Source organism: Pandoraea horticolens (assembly GCF_902459555.1).
Lineage (GTDB): Bacteria > Pseudomonadota > Gammaproteobacteria > Burkholderiales > Burkholderiaceae > Pandoraea > Pandoraea horticolens.
Genome location: NZ_CABPSM010000012.1, coordinates 45304 through 61949, shown reverse-complemented (window position 1 = coordinate 61949; position 16646 = coordinate 45304). Strand labels below are relative to the sequence as shown.

At 63.7% G+C, this 16646-nt stretch carries 11 protein-coding genes; 3 read left to right on the top strand and 8 right to left on the bottom strand.

The genetic code is table 11. The features are described from left to right. Window positions 1-5: 5 nt before the first annotated feature. From PHO31112_RS18805 to PHO31112_RS18795, 3 genes are read right to left on the bottom strand one after another with little or no spacing between them, the layout of a single operon-like run. Complete coding sequence (locus PHO31112_RS18805; protein WP_174995784.1) at window positions 6-1475, bottom strand: efflux transporter outer membrane subunit; 1470 nt, start codon at window positions 1473-1475, stop codon at window positions 6-8. Further along, window positions 1472-2719, bottom strand: coding sequence for an efflux RND transporter periplasmic adaptor subunit (locus PHO31112_RS18800; RefSeq protein ID WP_150621900.1), 1248 nt, complete (start codon window positions 2717-2719; stop codon window positions 1472-1474). The genes PHO31112_RS18805 and PHO31112_RS18800 overlap by 4 nt, the downstream gene beginning before the upstream one ends. Window positions 2720-2775: 56 nt before the next feature. Then, window positions 2776-6027, bottom strand: coding sequence for an efflux RND transporter permease subunit (locus PHO31112_RS18795; RefSeq protein WP_246178373.1), 3252 nt, complete (start codon window positions 6025-6027; stop codon window positions 2776-2778). A 347-nt stretch (window positions 6028-6374) separates the two neighbouring features. Here PHO31112_RS18795 and PHO31112_RS18790 point away from each other — a divergent pair, with 347 nt between their 5' ends. Both PHO31112_RS18790 and PHO31112_RS18785 read left to right on the top strand, forming a co-directional pair. Then, entirely contained in the window at window positions 6375-7493 is a 1119-nt protein-coding gene (locus PHO31112_RS18790; RefSeq protein WP_150621896.1) for a Dyp-type peroxidase, read from the top strand. Continuing rightward, window positions 7490-8320: a family 1 encapsulin nanocompartment shell protein gene (locus tag PHO31112_RS18785; protein WP_150621893.1), complete on the top strand. Its 831-nt coding sequence runs from the start codon at window positions 7490-7492 to the stop codon at window positions 8318-8320. Before PHO31112_RS18790 ends, PHO31112_RS18785 begins: the two co-directional genes overlap by 4 nt. Window positions 8321-8403: 83 nt before the next feature. Here the strand turns inward: PHO31112_RS18785 and PHO31112_RS18780 are convergent, their stop codons facing one another. The 4 genes from PHO31112_RS18780 to metE all read right to left on the bottom strand — a co-directional run bounded on the left by PHO31112_RS18780 (window position 8404) and on the right by metE (window position 14860). Further along, window positions 8404-10119, bottom strand: coding sequence for a glycosyltransferase family 39 protein (locus tag PHO31112_RS18780; protein WP_150621891.1), 1716 nt, complete (start codon window positions 10117-10119; stop codon window positions 8404-8406). Window positions 10120-10185: 66 nt separating this feature from the next. Then, window positions 10186-11547: a sensor histidine kinase gene (locus PHO31112_RS18775; protein ID WP_150621889.1), complete on the bottom strand. Its 1362-nt coding sequence runs from the start codon at window positions 11545-11547 to the stop codon at window positions 10186-10188. Beyond that, window positions 11544-12203, bottom strand: coding sequence for a response regulator transcription factor (locus tag PHO31112_RS18770; protein ID WP_010807889.1), 660 nt, complete (start codon window positions 12201-12203; stop codon window positions 11544-11546). Before PHO31112_RS18770 ends, PHO31112_RS18775 begins: the two co-directional genes overlap by 4 nt. A 368-nt stretch (window positions 12204-12571) precedes the next feature. Then, window positions 12572-14860 (bottom strand): 5-methyltetrahydropteroyltriglutamate--homocysteine S-methyltransferase, encoded by a 2289-nt coding sequence (gene metE, locus PHO31112_RS18765; RefSeq protein ID WP_150621886.1) that lies wholly within the window; start codon window positions 14858-14860, stop codon window positions 12572-12574. 219 nt (window positions 14861-15079) lie between these two features. Here metE and PHO31112_RS18760 point away from each other — a divergent pair, with 219 nt between their 5' ends. Further along, complete coding sequence (locus tag PHO31112_RS18760) at window positions 15080-15673, top strand: molybdopterin-dependent oxidoreductase (RefSeq protein ID WP_150621882.1); 594 nt, start codon at window positions 15080-15082, stop codon at window positions 15671-15673. 40 nt (window positions 15674-15713) lie between these two features. On the opposite strand, the gene PHO31112_RS18755 is transcribed toward PHO31112_RS18760, so the two are convergent. After that, window positions 15714-16583, bottom strand: coding sequence for a GNAT family N-acetyltransferase (locus tag PHO31112_RS18755; protein WP_150621880.1), 870 nt, complete (start codon window positions 16581-16583; stop codon window positions 15714-15716). Between the last annotated feature and the right edge of the window lie 63 nt (window positions 16584-16646).

Here is a 16646-nt window from a genome sequence, read left to right as displayed (position 1 = left end):
CCACCTCATCTTTGCGCATTATACGAGTCAGAGGATGTGTCCGATGGCGGTAGCCAGCCGCCGCCCAGTGCCTTCACCAGCGCGACCGACAAGACGAGTTGCTGGCCGCGAATCTGAACGTCCTGCCGCTCGCTCGCCAGCAGCCCTTGCTGCGCCGTGATGACAGTCAGATATGCCGTGAGTCCCCCCGAATAGCGGTCGTTGGCCAGACTCAGGAGCCGCTGGGCGTCGACGACGGCCGCATGCGATTCGCGCGCGGCGGCGTCGAGCACCGACAAACCGGCCACGCCGTCTTGCACCTGCTGGAACGCGGTGAGCACCGTCTGCCGGTAGTTCGCTTCCACGGCACGGTATCCCGCACTCGCGAAGTCGACCCCGGCCTGACGCCGTCCGCCATCGAAGATCGCCTGCGTTGCGAGCGTGCCCACGGTCCACAGCAGACTCGGGGCAGACAGCAAGTTAGCGAATTCCGTGCTTTGCCAGCCAATGCCGGGGTTGAGCGTCAGGCTCGGGAAGAATGCGGCCTTGGCCACTCCGATCTGCGCATTCGCGGCCGCCATGCCGCGCTCGGCCGACGCCACATCCGGACGGCGTTGCAGGATATCGCTCGGCACGCCGAGCGGAATCGGCGGTAGGGTGCCCGGTAATGTGCCGGCCGGCACCGAGAACGCGGGGGCGGGCACCCCGACGAGCGCGGCAATCGCATGCTCGTATTGGTCGCGTTGTTGATGCAGCAGGCGCGCCTGTACTCGGGTGGTGTCGAGTTCCGATTGTTGCTGGAGAACATTCAGACCCGAAACGGCGCCGAGATCGTGCTGTGCGCTCACGTAGTCGAGCGCCTTCTGTTGCAGCGTGACGGATTCATCGAGCACCTGGATTTCGGCGTCGAGGGCGCGCAACTGGAAATAGGCGGTGGCGAGTTGAGTTGTGAGCACCAGACGAGCGTTGGTCAGATCGTCGGCAGCCTGTTCGGCAGAGGCGCGCGCGCCTTCGACCTGACGGCGGATGCGGCCGAACAGGTCGGTGTCGTAGCTCACGCCGAGGCCGGCCTGCACGTTGTTTTGCACGGTGGACATGCTGGACGACGAGTAGCTCGTGACCGGCCGGTTTGACGAGATGCGCTGGCGGGCCAGACCGAACGACGCATCGACTTCCGGAAGCCGTTGGGCTGAAATGCCGGACAGCGTCGCCTGCGCTTGATCGTAGTGCGCGACGGCAGCGGCAAGTGTCTGGTTCTGTGCAAGCGCCTGCGTCTCGAGCGCGTCGAGCGCGGGCTCCCGGAACCCTTTCCACCAATCGGGCTGCAACGGCGCGTGCGATGGTTGCGCGAGCCGCCAGTATCCGTCGGTCTTCCAGTCGGGCGGGGTCGAGACTTCGGGGCGGTGATAGTCCGGGCCGACGGCGCAGGCTCCGAGCAGTGCCGTGACGGCGAGCAGCGTTGCGCCGAGACGCGCGTTGCGCGCAGGCGCGTTCACGATTGGGCTCCTTGTGGCTTGCCACCCGCCTTGGCGCCGCCCTTGCTTTCGAGCGCCTTGGCCTGCACATGGTCGCCATCGTCGATGGAATCGCTCGGGTTGACGATGACGCGGTCGGTCGCCGACACCCCATCGGCGAGTTCCAGCGCCTGTCCGAGGTCCTGCGCGATGACGATCTTGTGAAGATGAACGACGCCCTGATCGTCCACGACCGCCACGCGCGGGCCTTCTGCGCGGAACAGCAGTGCGTTGGACGGCACGCTCAGATGCGCCTGTACGGCGCTGGGCAGCGCCAGTTGCACGTAGGCGCCCGGGCGCAGCTTGCCGTCGGCATTTGGCAGGGCGGCCTCGATTTGCAGCGAGCGGGTTGCCACGTCGATTGCGCCGGATACGTGCGTGATCTTGCCCCGGAAGTGCTCCCCAGGCAGTTCGGCCTGTGTCACCACGACGGACTGCCCCACGCTCACGCCTTGTGCGTAAGCCTGCGGCACCTGAACGTATACGCGCAGCGGGTCCGTCTGCGCCAGCGAGAACAGCGCACGGCTGTTGCCGCTGCCCGCATCGATCAGATCGCCGACGTCGACATTGCGCTGCGTGATCACGCCGTCGAAGGGCGCGACGATCCGCTTGAACGACTCGAGTTGCTGAAGCCGTTTGACGTTGGCGTCGGCCGCCGCCAGATTGGCGACGCCCTGCGTGTAGGTGCTCTGACGCTCGTCGAGTTCTTGCTGAGAGACGGCGTCGCGCTGACGTAGTTGCTGCCAACGTTCGAGCGACGATTTGGCGAGCCCCAGACTTGCGCTGATCTGATTGCGCTGCGCAACGGCCTGTGCGAGTTCCTGATCGATTTCCGGCGTATCGAGATCGGCCAGTAACTGACCTTGCTTCACGCGGGCACCGATGTCCACATAGCGGTGCAGCAGATAGCCGGTCGCCCGTGCGTAGATGGGCGACTCGACCGCGCCGCGCAACGTGGCGGGTAACAGCGTTTCACTCGCCTCGGTGGCTTGCGGCGTGACAACACTCACGTACTGCCGGGCGTTCTCGGCCGTAGCACTAGCGACTTCACGGCGTTGGAGCGCGTTGGAAAGGGTCGTACGCGCCGCACCCGCGACCAGCAGTACGGCCACCACGATCAGCATGAGCTTTGCGCGCCGGAATTCACCGCGGCGCGGCGGTAACTGCCGGCCGCTGGCGGGATCGTGCTCTGGAATGGCCAGTTCGGCGTGATGTTTCTCGGTCATGTCGTTCAACCCGTCAAGACTTGGTATCTGGTGTGGGGGAAGCCGGTTGCGGCGTGTCATGCGTTGCCATTGCCGCCGTCGCCATCGTTGCCCTTCGGAATGGGGGGTGTCGGCGAATGGCCTGCCGAGCGCTCACGCCGGGTGGCGTCCTGTTCGGCCCTGTGCGCCTGTCTCTGCACGAGCCGCGTGTGGATGCCGGCGAAAACCAGGGGCACGAAGAACAGCGTCGAGACCGTGGCGAACAGCAGTCCACCGATGACCGCACGGCCCAGCGGCGCATTCTGCTCGGCGCCTTCGCCCAATCCGAGTGCCATCGGCACCATGCCGATAATCATCGCGAGCGCGGTCATCAACACCGGACGAATCCGGCTCGCGCCCGCTTCGAGCGCGGCCTTGAGCGGCGCCATGCCGGCTTCCATGCGTTGCCGTGCAAACGCCACCACGAGAATGCTGTTGGCCGTTGCCACGCCCATCGTCATGATGGCCCCCGTGAGCGCAGGCACCGAGAGCCGTGTGCCGGAGAGGAAGAGCATCCAGACGATGCCCGCGAGTGCGGCGGGCAGGGCGCTCACGATGATGAGCGGGTCGACCCACGATTGGAAGTTCACGACGATCAGCAGATAGACCAGCACGATGGCCATCGCCACGCCCACGCCCAGCCCGAGGTAGGAGCTTTGCATCGTGCTGACCTGACCGCGCACGGTGATCTGGCTGCCACGCGGCAAATCGTTGCGGGCTTGCGCGACGAGCTTGTCGATGTCGCCTGCCACGCTGCCCAGATCCCGGCCTTCCACGCTCACGAAGATGTCGATCACCGGGCGGATGTTGTAGTGACTGACCACGGCGAACTGTTGCTTCGGCTCGACCTTCACGAAGTTGGCGAGCAGTTGCGGTTGACCGTTGTTGGCGGTGCCTGCCACGGGCAGGCGCAGCAGGTCGTCGATGGAACTGATGCGGTACTGCGGCGATTGCACCGACAGGCTGTACTCCACGCCGTTCTGGTTGTTGAACCAGAAGCCCGGCGACGTCTGCGAACTGCCCGAAAGCGAGATCAGCACGTTCTGGGCGACCGCATTGGCGTTCAGATTCAATTGCTGCAAACGCGTGCGATCCATGTTCAGGCGCAGCGTCGGGGCGTTGACCCGTTGCTGGATGTGCGTGTCGACGGTGCCTGGCACCTGCCGCACCTGTTTGAGCAGCTTCGTGGCGACGTCGAAGTTCGCCAGTTGCTGGTTGCCGCTGATCTGGATGTCGATGGCGGCAGGCAGGCCGAAGTTGAGAATCTGCGTGACGATGTCTGCGGGCTGGAAGAAGAACTCCACGCCGGGGAAGCGCTGCGGCAGCAGGGCGCGCAGCTTGTCGACGTAACTCGCGCTGGGATGATGATCCGGGCTCAGCGCGATCTGAATCTCGCCGTCGAGTGTGCCGATGGTGCCGGCGTTGCTGTACGACAGGTTGATGCCGCTGTAAGGCAGGCCGAGGTTGTCGAGTATCGTCTCGAGTTCGTGGGCGGGCACGACCTCGCGCACGACCTTCTCAACTTCATCGGCCAGACGCGCCGTTTCCTCAATGCGCGTTCCGGTGGGCGCGCGCATGTGCATGCGGATGTCGCCTGCGTCCACCGTCGGGAAGAAGTCTGCGCCCAGTGCGAACACCAGCCCCATCGACAGCATGCAGAAGGCCAGGAAGCCGGTGGCGAAGACGCGCCGGCGCACGAGCAACATCGAGAGCACGACGATGTAGGCGGCGCGCATGCGCTCGAAGCCGGCGTCGAAGCGCAGGTAGATGCGACGCAACGCACCGGGCTTCGCATTCGGGTCGGCCTGATGGGCACGGCCCATGAGCAGCATGGCGAGCGTGGGCACCAGCGTGCGCGAAAGGATATACGACGCCAGCATTGCGAACACCACTGCCTCGGCGAGCGGCACGAACAGGTAACGCGCCACGCCCGTCAGGAAGAACATCGGCACGAACACGATACAGATACACAGCGTCGAGACGAGCGCGGGGACGGCGATTTCGCCTGCGCCATCGAGAATCGCCTCGTGCAACGGGGTTCCCATGTGCAGATGGCGCTCGATGTTCTCGATGGTCACGGTCGCGTCGTCGACCAGAATACCCACCGCGAGCGCCAGCCCGCCGAGCGTCATGATGTTGATCGTCTGGCCCAGCGCGTGCAGCGCGAGCAGCGACGAGAGGATCGAGAGCGGAATCGAGATGGCGATGATGCAGGTGCTGCGCCAGTTGCCCAGGAACAGCAGAATCATGGCCGCCGTGAGCGCGGCGGCGATCAGCGCCTCGTGAATCACGCCTTGCACGGCGGCCTTCACGAAGACCGACTGATCGAACAGCGCCGAGATATGCAGATCCGGTGGCAGCGCGGCACGTGCCTCGGGCAGCAGCGCTTTGAGCGAGTCGACCACAGACAGCGTGGAGGCGTCGCCCGTCTTCATGATCGACATCAGCACGCCGCGCTGGCCGTTCTGACGCACGATGTTGGTCTGCGGCGAGAAGCCTGTGCGCACGTGTGCGACTTCACGCAAATAGGTGGTGGCGCCGCCGACAGTGCGCACCGGGATATTGTTCAGCCCCTCGACCGTCGGGGGCGAGCCGTTCATGTCGACCGTGTACTCGCGCGGGCCGATCTTCGCCGTACCGGTCGGCAGAATCAGGTTCTGGGCGTTGACGGCGGCGACTACGTCCTGCGCCGTCAACCCCTTGGCGAGCAGGGCGCGCGTGTCGATATCCACCGAAATCAGCCGCGTCTTGCCGCCATACGGATAGGGCACGGCAGCACCGGGGATCGTGACCAGTTGCGGGCGCAGGAAGTTGAGCGCCGTATCGTTGAGTGCCGGCTCCGACAGGCTGGGGCTCGACAGACCGAGCTGCATCACCGGGATCGACGAGGCCGAGTAGCTGATGACGAGCGGCGGCGTCGCCCCCGGCGGCATCTGCTTGACCTGCGCCTGCTCGACCGCGACGACCTGAGCGATGGCGGTCTGGATGTTGGCCGTGGGCTGCAGGAAGATCTTGATGATGCCGATGCCTGGCAACGATTGCGACTCGATGTGTTCGATGTTGTTGACGGTCGTCGTCAGCCCGCGTTCGTTACCGGAGATCATCCGGTCGGCGATGTCCTGTGCGGACAGACCGTTATAAGTCCAGATGACGCTGATCACCGGGATATTGATTTCGGGCAGCACGTCGACCGGAGTGCGCATGAGCGCGAGCGGCGTGGCGAGCAGGATCAGAATGGCCATCACGATGAACGTGTATGGCCGCTTGAGCGCAACGTTGACAATCCACATGGTTCAGACGCGCTCGGGCGCAGTCGCAGGCGTACGGAGAAGGGGCCGTCCGGTACGCGCACCACCGCGCCGTGCCGGTACCGGAAGGAACGCCGCCATGGTAGGGGCGCGCCCCCAACGCCAAAATGACGCCAAAATGGCGGAATTGACATAATTGGCAAAACACGCCGCAAAGCCACGCCGTATAAGGCATTGCTCGTCCGCCCGACGACGGGAGTGGCATATTACGGCGTGTTGCGTTATAAAGTTGACACACCAAAAGTCGCCGCCCGATAGCCTATGGCCTCCCGTTCCCGCCGAGGTTGAGGTCATTGGCGTCGAGAACTCCAGTCCTACGCAGGAAAGCAATGACCGAACGTCCGACGTCTCCTCCAGAACCTCAGCCCGTCTCGGGCATCGTTACCCGAAGCGCCATTTTTCTCGTTGCTACCGTGCGGGATGACGAAGCAGCTCACGCGCGCGTGCGCGCCTGGTGTGCCGACGCTGCCGCCTATGTCCGCTCGGTCGGCAAGCGCGTGCCATCCGGCAATTTGTCGTGTGTGGTTGGCATCAGCGACAACGCCTGGGATCGCCTGTTCGGCGACCCGCGTCCGGCCGAACTGCATCCGTTCCGTGAGTTCGGCTCTGGCAAGCGACATGCCCCGGCCACGCCCGGCGATCTGCTGTTGCACATCCGCGCCGAGCAGATGGACCTGTGCTTCGATCTCGCGACGCTCATGCTGGGTAAGCTGGGCGACGCCGTAAGCGTCGTCGACGAGGTCCATGGCTTCCGCTATTTCGACATGCGCAGCATGGTGGGCTTCGTCGACGGCACTGAGAACCCGGAGGGCGACGAGGCGCTCGAGTTCACCGTGATGGGCGACGAAGACCCCGAATTCGCAGGCGGCAGCTACGTGCTCGTGCAGAAGTATCTGCATGACATGACAGGCTGGAACGCGCTGCCGGTCGAGGCGCAGGAGCGCATCATCGGTCGCACCAAGCTCTCAGACGTCGAACTCGACGAGGGCGTGAAGCCCAGTTGGTCACACAGCGCGCTGACCACGCTCGAGGAAGACGGCAAGGAAATCAAGATTCTGCGTGACAACATGCCGTTCGGCCGCCCCGGTTCGGCCGAGTTCGGCACCTACTTCATCGGCTATGCCCGCTCCCCGGCACCGATCGAGCAAATGCTCGAGAACATGTTCGTGGGTCGGCCGCCCGGTAACTACGATCGTTTGCTCGACTTCAGCAACGCCGTGACCGGCGGACTGTTCTTCGTGCCGTCGGCACCGCTGCTCGAAGCGCTCGCGGAGCGCGAGGCGCCGGTGGCCGCCGCCGGGTCGGCGGCGATCAAGACTCTGATCGATGCGACGTCGACGGCCACGCCGGTTGTCGATGCCACGGTATCGTCTCTCACCTCACCCAGCGTGGCCCCCGCAGAGGGCTCGCTGCAAATCGGATCGCTTAAAGGAGTTTCTCAGGCATGAATAACCTGCATCGCGAACTGGCCCCCATTTCGAGCGCCGCCTGGGCGCAAATCGAAGAAGAGGTGGCCCGCACGTTCAAGCGTACGGTCGCCGGCCGGCGTGTGGTCGACGTCAAGGGGCCGGGCGGTCTGGCGCTCGCCGGTGTTGGCACCGGTCATCAGAAGGCAATCGACGCGCCGTTCGACGGCGTGGGGGCTCGCCAGCGTGAAGTGATGCCGCTCGTGGCGCTGCGCGTGCCGTTCGAGCTGTCGCGTGAGGCGATCGACGATGTCGAGCGCGGCGCCAACGACTCCGACTGGCAACCCGCCAAGGATGCCGCCATCAAGCTGGCCTACGCAGAAGATCGCGCGATTTTCGATGGCTACAAGGCGGCGCACATCACGGGCGTGCGCGAAGGCACCTCGAATCCGGTGCTGCCGCTGCCCGCCAACATCGCCGACTACCCGACCGTCATTGCCAAGGCGCTGGAGCAATTGCGTCTTGAGGGGGTCGACGGTCCGTACAGCGTGCTGCTGGGCGCCGACGCCTACACGGCGGTAACCGAGGCGAACGACCAGGGCTATCCGATTCTCGAGCACATCGGGCACATCGTGAGCGGCGAGATCATCTGGGCGCCCGCCATCGACGGTGGCTGCATCCTCTCCACACGCGGCGGCGACTACGAGATGCACATCGGTCAGGACGTCTCGATCGGCTACCTCGACCACACGGCGAGCACGGTTCGTCTCTACCTTGAAGAGACCTTCACCTTCCTGATGCTGACTGCCGAAGCGGGTGTTTCGGTCGGCCCGGCCAAGCCGGCAGACGGCAAGAAGAAGTCGAAGTAAGTCGCTCAAGTCCCTGACGGGAAAAGAAAAACGGCTGAGGGCAAGACATTGCCCCCAGCCGTTTTTTCATGAGTGCTGCCGCGTCAGTTGGCAGCGGGAGACGGTTCGGCCGTCGGCTTCTCGATGATGACGCGACGGTTGTCGCGGGCGACGACCTTCATCGGCAGGCCGAGCGTTTCGAGCACCGTGAACTTTTCCGGATCGACCAGCGCGAGCGCCTTGGGTGCGGCAACCCAGACTTCGGCGAACTTATCTAGCGTCGGGATCCAGCTATCGGGCGCTTGCGAGATGCCGAACTCCAGTTCGTCCTGCACCGCCACCATCGTCATGGGCTGACGCAGATAGTAGGGCATCGTGTGATCGAGCGTGCCGACCGAGTAGAACGGCGTGTCCGGTCCGAGGCGATCCATTTCCGCACGTACCGCCGGCACCAGATCGATCCCTGAACTCGCGCGTCCGAAGGCTTCGTGTCCCGTGCCGCCGATCATCGTGAAGGCCAGCCACGTGCCCGCAAACGCGACGAGCGCCTGCTTCGTACTGCGCTTGCTCAGCCAGCGGGTGATACCGATGCCGATCAGCCCGACGAAGCTCGCCGCGTACAGGTAGTACGAGAATGCGCGGTAGGCTTCTACCGGATTACGGCTATCCGAGTGATGCGACAGGAAGACCAGACAGGTAACGATCGTCGCGGCGAACAATACGGCGGACACGATCAGATGCTTGCGCAGCGACTCGCGCGAGATGCCCGCGATGCCCAGCCCGATGAGCAGCGCGATGGCAGGCACGATCGGCAGCACGTACGAAATGAGCTTCGAGTGCGACAGGGAGAAGAAGCAGAAGATGAAGACGGCCCAGACCGTGGTCATCAGCACCGGCCGGAAGCCGTTGGCCTGACGGGGAACGGCACGCACGGCAGAAAAGGCGCGCGGGATCATCGACAGCCACGGCAGGAAACCGACAATCAACACGGGCACGAAATACCAGAGTGCGCCGGGGCGATGGTGATCCGGCTTCAGGAAGCGGTTGAAGTGTTCGTTGATGAAGAAGAAGTCGAAGAACGACGGGTTACGTGCCATCACGGCAGCGAACCATGGCACCGTCACGGCGAGCAGCACGATCAGCCCGCTCACGATGTGCAGGCGCTTCCACAACGCCCAGTCGCGCGAGATCAGCGTGTAGATCACGAGCACCGCACCGGGCAACACCACGCCGATCAGCCCTTTGCTCAGAATCGACAGGCCCATTGCTGCCCAGCACAGCCACATCCAGTTGCGGGTTTGCGTGTCGGTCAGGCCGGGGCGCTGCGCGAGCAGCAGCGAGCACAGCACGAGCGTCATCATGAACGACAGGCCCATGTCGAGCACGTTGAAATGACCGAGCAAGCTCCACAGCGGGGCGCTTGCCAGCGTCAACGCGGCGAAGAAGCCCACGCGCGCGCCGAACACGCGCCGCCCGGTGTAGCCGATGAGCAGCACGCCGCCGAAACCAGTCAGCGCTGTCCACAGGCGTGCCTGCCAGTCGCCGAGACCGAAGATCATGAACGTCAACGCGTTCATCCACGTCTGGAGCGGGGGTTTCTCGAAGTACAAATAGCCGTTATAGCGCGGCGTGACCCAGTCGCCGGTGGCCAGCATTTCGCGCGCCATCTCGGCGTAGCGGCCTTCGTCGCTTGGGATCAGATGGCGCAGGTTCAATACGCCAAACCAAACCAGGGCGAACGCGGCAAGCAGCCACAGCAGGGCGGCGGGAGAGATCGGCCAGGGTTCCAACTCGGCGTCACGTTGAGGGCGTGTGGACATGAATGCGAGGCTTCCGGTCTTGATGAATAGGGTAAGAGTAAGAGTGCTGAATCTGGCGAATGACGATCAGACGCTTGTGCCAGGTTTGGCGTCGGGGTTGGGCAGCGTGACGCGGACGTGAAGGCCGCGTGGTGGTGTCAGGCTAGCATCCTTCAGGGTCACCTGGCCGCCGAGACGGTCGACGATTGCCCGGACGATGGCCAGTCCTAGTCCGGTGCCTTCGCCGCCATGCTCCCGGGATTCGCGTTGCTCGCTCGCCCGGTAAAACGCGTCGAAGACTCGCTCGCGCTTGTCGGCGTCGATCCCCGGGCCTGAGTCGATCACATCGATAGCCACATCGGTGCCGGTGGCCGACACGCGTACCGACACGGCGCCGCCCGCAGGCGTATAACGCACGGCGTTGCCGACAAGGTTACTCAACAGCGTGACGATATCGCGTTTCGACCCTGTCACGCGCAAGCCGGAGCGACCGGGCACGCTCGAGGACGCATCGACCAGATCGAGCACGATCTGTTTGCGATCGGCCAGTACGAACACATCTTCGAGGGCTTCATGCACCGCGGGCAGCAGTGCGAGCGGCGTCGCTGCCACTGTCGGCGCGCTCTGCGCTCTGGCGAGGGTCAGCAATTGCTCGATCAGCGTGCGCGTGCGTTGCAAGCCGCTCTTGAGCTTGGTAAAGCGATTCCGTGTTTCGGTATCCAGGTCTGCCGGAGCGAGCGCCCGATCGAGGTTCTCGGACTGAATCACCAATGCTGTCACGGGCGAGCGCAATTCGTGGGCGGCATCGGCGACGAACCGGCGCTGCTCGTCGAGCGCCTTGGCCAGCCGGGCCAGCAAGCGGTTGATCGATATGATGAACGGTTCGATTTCCGTGGGCGCTCCTTGGGTATCTAGGGCATGCAAATCGGTATCGCGCCGGGTGTCGATCTCGTCGGCAAGCCGCTGCACCGGCCGCCACGCCCGACGCACTGTCACGACGATGGCGCCGATCAACAGCGGCACGAAGCCGACGAAGGGCAGTGCGGTGCGCAGGCCGCTGTTACGGGCGATCTCGTTGCGGCCTTCCGTCGGCTGGGCAACGACGATGCGAAGTTCCGGAGCGATGGTGCGCACGAACGCGCGCCATGTGTGCTCGCCGGTGCTGAGTGTGTGAAAGCCGTCGGCCAGTGTGACCGGAAAGGTGCCACCCAGGCGCTGAACCGTGAGGCGGTAGTCGTGATCCTGAATCGGCAGGCCGTGCATAGCGCTGTCGGCGGCGGCCAGATTGCGCGTATCCACGAGTGCCGCGAGTTGTAGCAGTTGGTCGTCCTGAAAGCGGTAGGCCTCGCGAAAGGCCGCCCAATAGGAAACGAAGCCCGCGACGATGGCCAATCCCAGCGCGCAGGCCGAGAGCGTGACCACCAGCCGGGACTGCAGGGAGCGCATCATGCCTTGGGCACCAGCCAGCCTGCGCCACGGATATTGCGGATGACGTCCGCGCCGAGCTTCTTGCGAATCGAGTGGATCAGGAAATCGATCATATTGCTCTCGATCTCTTCGCCCCAGCCGTACAGACGATGTTCCAGCGCATCGCGCGAGAGGATCGTGCCGGGACGCAGCATCAGCGCGTGCAGCAGGGCGTATTCGCGCGCCGAGAGCACGCAACTGTTCTCACCGTAGGTCGCCTGATGGGTGGCGGGGTCGAGCGAGAGCGCGCCATTGGTCAGCACCGGTACCGCCACGCCCGCCTGTCTGCGGATCACCGCGCGCATGCGTGCAAGCAGTTCACCGACTTCAAAAGGCTTGACGACGAAGTCGTCGGCCCCGAGATCGAGACCCTGAATAATGTCTTCGGCCCCGTCGCGGGCCGTCACGACGATGATCGGCGTGCGCCCGCCAGCACCGCGGTGGGCACGCAGCACCTCCCAGCCGTCACGTCCCGGCAGGCCGAGGTCGAGCAGCATGAGATCGTAGGCGTGAGCGGCGAGTGCCGCCAGTGCGGCGTCGCCGTCACGGCACCAGTCGGCTGCATACGAGGCGTCCTTGAGCGCCTGCATCATGGCCTCGCCAATCATGGTGTCGTCTTCTACGAGCAATATCCGCATGGTTTTCCAAACGTTCTCCGGCGTGGCCGCAAAGGCGCCAGCCCAATACCCTGCCAGTCACAGAGGATGGCACGGGCGCACGATAGCGCGCGAAACTTAGGAGAAACTTAGTTTGCGACGATGTGTGTCCGCGCGACTATGCCATGAAAAGCAAATGTGAATCAATGACTTAGCAGTGTTTTTTCATGTGACGCTGAAAAGGGCTGCCTGATGCCATTTGGGCGCTGGCTGACACCAGTGGCGGTGCCTGAGCGTGGGATGTGGCGCCAATGAGGCGACGCAATGCAAATGGGCCGGCAATTGCCGGCCCATCGACTTGCACGATTACGTGGCGGCGGACCTGTCGGAACCGCGCACCGGGCGCAGACTTATTGGGCGCGCAGCGTTTTCGCGGCGGCGACCATATTCTGCAGCGCCGGGATGACTTCGGCCCACTGACGCGTCTTCAGGCCGCAGTCCGGGTTGACCCACAGACGCTTGGCCGGAATGCGTTCGGCGGCCTTCTGCATGAGCGACACGATGTGCGCTTGCGTCGGAATGTTCGGCGAGTGAATGTCATACACACCCGGTCCGATCTCGTTCGGGTACTGGAACGAGTCGAACGCATCGAGCAGTTCCATATCCGAGCGCGAGGTCTCGATGGTGATCACGTCGGCATCCATGTCGGCGATGGCCGCGATGATGTCGTTGAACTCCGAATAGCACATGTGCGTGTGGATCTGCGTGTCGTCCTGCACACCGTTCGCGGTGATACGAAACGACTCGACAGCCCAGTCCAGATACGTCTGCCATTGGGCGCGGCGCAGCGGCAGCCCTTCGCGCAAGGCCGCTTCGTCGATCTGAATGACACGCACACCGGCACGTTCCAGATCCAGCACTTCTTCGCGAATCGCCAACGCCAGTTGGAAGCACGACACCGAGCGGGGTTGATCGTCGCGCACGAACGACCAGTTCAGGATCGTGACCGGGCCGGTCAGCATGCCTTTCATCGGTTTGTGAGTCAGCGACTGCGCGTACTTGATCCACTCGACGGTCATGGCCTTCGGGCGGCTGATGTCGCCGAACATGATCGGCGGCTTCACGCAACGCGAACCATACGACTGCACCCAGCCGAACTGGCTGAAGGCGTAGCCTTCGAACTGCTCGCCGAAGTATTCGACCATGTCGTTGCGCTCGGCTTCGCCGTGCACGAGCACGTCCAGCCCCAACGCTTCCTGTTCGCGCACGCTGCGAGCGATTTCGGCCTGCATGGCGGCGACGTAACCGGCCTGATCCAGCTCGCCGGCCTTGAACTGGCTGCGGGCGGTGCGGATTTCGGAGGTTTGCGGGAACGAGCCGATGGTCGTGGTCGGGTAGAGCGGCAGGTTCAGCGCAGCGGCTTGCTTCTCGGCGCGCGCGGCGTACGGGGCCTGGCGGCGGCCCAGCGAGGCTTCGATTTTCGCCACCGCAGCCTTGATGGCCGGGTTGTGCACGCGCGGCGACGCACGGCGGCTGGCGATGGCGGCGGCGTTGGCCGCCAACTCGGTGCCGACCGCCTCACGTCCTTCGTTGATGGCACGGGCCACCACGTTCACCTCTGCCAGCTTTTGCTTGGCGAAGGCCAGCCAAGACTTGATTTCGGCGTCGAGCTTTTGCTCGCTGTCCAGATCGACCGGTACGTGCAGCAGCGAGCACGACGGCGCGATCCACAGGCGATCGCCCAGCGTCCTGGCGATCGGTTCGAGCCAGTCGAGCACAGCGGCCAGATCCGCCTTCCAGATGTTGCGGCCGTTGACCACGCCCAGCGACAGAACGCGGCCGGCCGGCAGCGCGGCGATGGCCTTCGCGACTTCGCCCTGGGCGTTCACGGCATCCAGATGCAGACCGTCGACCGGCAGACGGCAGGCCAGCGGCAGGTTGTCTTGCAGTTCGCCGAAGTACGTGGCGAGCAGACGCTTGACCGGCACGGTGGCGAGGGCGGCGTAGGCCGTCTCGAAGGCTTCTTGCCATTCAGCGCTGAGTTCGGTGACGAGGATCGGCTCGTCGAGCTGTACCCATTCCACGCCCTGTGCGGCGAGGGTTTCAAGCAGCTTCACGTAGACCGGCAGCAGACGCGGCAGGAGGGCGAGCTTGTCGCTGTCGTCCTTGGCCTTGCCGAGCCACAGATATGTGAGTGGGCCGATGATGACCGGTTTGGCTTTCACGCCGGCAGCGCGGGCTTCGGCGAGTTGCTCGACCAGACGCGAAGCGTCGAGCGAAAAGGTCGTTGCCGCCGAGAACTCCGGGACGATGTAGTGGTAGTTGGTATCGAACCACTTGGTCATCTCACCGGCGGCCACACCGCCGCAGCAGTCGGCGTGCGCTTCAGTGTCTTGCGCCGAACGGCCACGGGCCACGCGGAAGTAGTTGTCCAGCACGTCGCCATGGAAACCCTGCACGCGCTCGGGCAGGTTGCCCAGCGTGAAGCTCATGTCGAGGACTTGATCGTAGTAGGCGAAATCGCCGGCCGGGACCAGATCCAGTGCTGCCTGATCCTGCCAGTGACGCAGACGCAGCGAGGCGCCGAGCGCCTTCAACACGTCACGCGACGTTTGTCCCTTCCAGTACGCTTCCTGACCGAACTTCAACTCACGCTTCGCGCCGACGCGCGGGAATCCCAGGTTATGTGTCTTTGCCATGTTCTCTAATGACGCTCGCCGCCAGATGAATGAAACCGTGACAACGATCATAGAGACTTCGATTCATGAATGAAAATGGTCTTATTTGTGATTGACGTTAATTTAATTCATGCAAATGCGTAGCCGGCGGACAGGTAATGGACCACGCGACCTTCGTGATACGCTCGTGCGACGCTGCGGTGCATGTGTCCGCCAGCCCAATCACTCTCGTCAATATCCATGAAGAAAAGAGAATTCCTTGCCGGTGCGGCTGCACTCGGCGCGTCGGTGCCGGTGCTCGCCAAGACAGCAAGCGCTGCGGGATCGCTCGCCACCACGCCGCTCGTCACGATCAGTGGTGCTATCCAGCAGCACAATCGCGGTCCCGTCGATCCGGCGCTCGATCAGCTTTTCCATAAGCAATTGGTGCAGTTCGACGCCGCGTATGCGTTCGATTACGGCATGCTGACGCGCATGCCTGCACAGACGATTCGTCCCACGCTGGAATACGATGCACGGCCGCACACGCTGCGCGGACCGCGTCTGATCGATGTGCTCACACAGGCGGGAGCGCCCGGCAATCCGCTGACGCAGGTGCTGTTGCGCGCCATCGATGGGTATGTCGTCGCCACGACACTCGGGCAGGTTCGAGAGTACCGGTTCTTGCTTGCGACGCACCTTGACGACAAGCCGCTCCCGCTCGGCGGCCTTGGGCCACTGTGGGCGGTCTATGATCCGGGGCAGATTCCGGCGCTCGCGGGCAAGGCGCTCAAGGAGCAGTTCACCCTTTGCCCGTGGGGCGTCTATCACATTCAGATCAACGCCGTGTCCTGAACCGGCGGTCGTCGTTGAACGTCATGCCCAGCGTAACGAATCATCTTGCATCGGCGTTACGTATCGCGGACGGCGGGGGGCACCGTTTGACAAACGTTGCCTTTGTATATGCAAGGCTAAACCCGGCCCGCTCGGTGTTACGGCCGCTAACGTTCCGAGGCCGAGCGGTGATGCTCGCGATGGTGCAGCCCGCCTTTTGTGCCGCAGCCAATCTCGAGCGGATCAGTGCGAGCTGAACACCCCGACCGCGAGAGGATGGGTGCGTGCTGGCAATGTAGAGGTGCGCGATTTTCCCCGCAGGACTTTCAATGAGGCTCATGCCCGCCGTACCCGCGACACGCCCACCCAGCTTTGCTGCGAAGAGCATCGTGTCGGCTCGCGCAACGGCGATTTTCGCCAGCGCTTCGAGCAGAACTGGTGCTCGACGTACTGCCTGCACTTCGAACCCTGCCATGGAATGTGATACGAACAGGTCTTCGACGGTGCATCGATCGGTCACGATTTCAATGCCATCAGGGGGAGGTGTTTCCAGGTCTTCATCCAGGAGCGTCCGCGCGTAGGTGTTGCTGAACGCATTGACTGCATATCCCCGCTCCGACAAAACGGCGAGGGCGGTGGCATCTGCGTGCGGGCAAAGATCGATCTCGACGTCCAGTGCTCGCGCGGTGTAAGCCGCCTCAAGCTGTTCAATGGCCTCTGCGCTCACGGCGGCACCCATTCCGAGCCCTGTGACGTGATTGAGCTTTCTTCCAAAGACGTTCTCAGTGAACGCGGCAATACCCCCGCAAATCTCGAACGAACGAACATCTTCATGGTTCGTGAGGCTTCGGTAAGTTGCCACTTGCCGTGCCAAATGCCGGGCCTCGGCACTTTCCAGCACGAGCGCGAATTCGGGGCCGGTCAGCATCATGGGAGCTACATCGGAGATATTTCGAAGTCTTGAAATCTATCATTAATGGAGCCGTCGCGGTCA

What these genes read in the sequence shown, in the direction of transcription:
- PHO31112_RS18800 (WP_150621900.1), bottom strand. Translation starts at nt 2,719, where the DNA reads ATGACCGAGAAACATCACGCCGAACTGGCCATTCCAGAGCACGATCCC.
- PHO31112_RS18795 (WP_246178373.1), bottom strand. Translation starts at nt 6,027, where the DNA reads ATGTGGATTGTCAACGTTGCGCTCAAGCGGCCATACACGTTCATCGTG.
- PHO31112_RS18790 (WP_150621896.1), top strand. Translation starts at nt 6,375, where the DNA reads ATGACCGAACGTCCGACGTCTCCTCCAGAACCTCAGCCCGTCTCGGGC.
- PHO31112_RS18785 (WP_150621893.1), top strand. Translation starts at nt 7,490, where the DNA reads ATGAATAACCTGCATCGCGAACTGGCCCCCATTTCGAGCGCCGCCTGG.
- PHO31112_RS18780 (WP_150621891.1), bottom strand. Translation starts at nt 10,119, where the DNA reads ATGTCCACACGCCCTCAACGTGACGCCGAGTTGGAACCCTGGCCGATC.
- PHO31112_RS18775 (WP_150621889.1), bottom strand. Translation starts at nt 11,547, where the DNA reads ATGATGCGCTCCCTGCAGTCCCGGCTGGTGGTCACGCTCTCGGCCTGC.
- PHO31112_RS18770 (WP_010807889.1), bottom strand. Translation starts at nt 12,203, where the DNA reads ATGCGGATATTGCTCGTAGAAGACGACACCATGATTGGCGAGGCCATG.
- metE (WP_150621886.1), bottom strand. Translation starts at nt 14,860, where the DNA reads ATGGCAAAGACACATAACCTGGGATTCCCGCGCGTCGGCGCGAAGCGT.
- PHO31112_RS18760 (WP_150621882.1), top strand. Translation starts at nt 15,080, where the DNA reads ATGAAGAAAAGAGAATTCCTTGCCGGTGCGGCTGCACTCGGCGCGTCG.
- PHO31112_RS18755 (WP_150621880.1), bottom strand. Translation starts at nt 16,583, where the DNA reads ATGATGCTGACCGGCCCCGAATTCGCGCTCGTGCTGGAAAGTGCCGAG.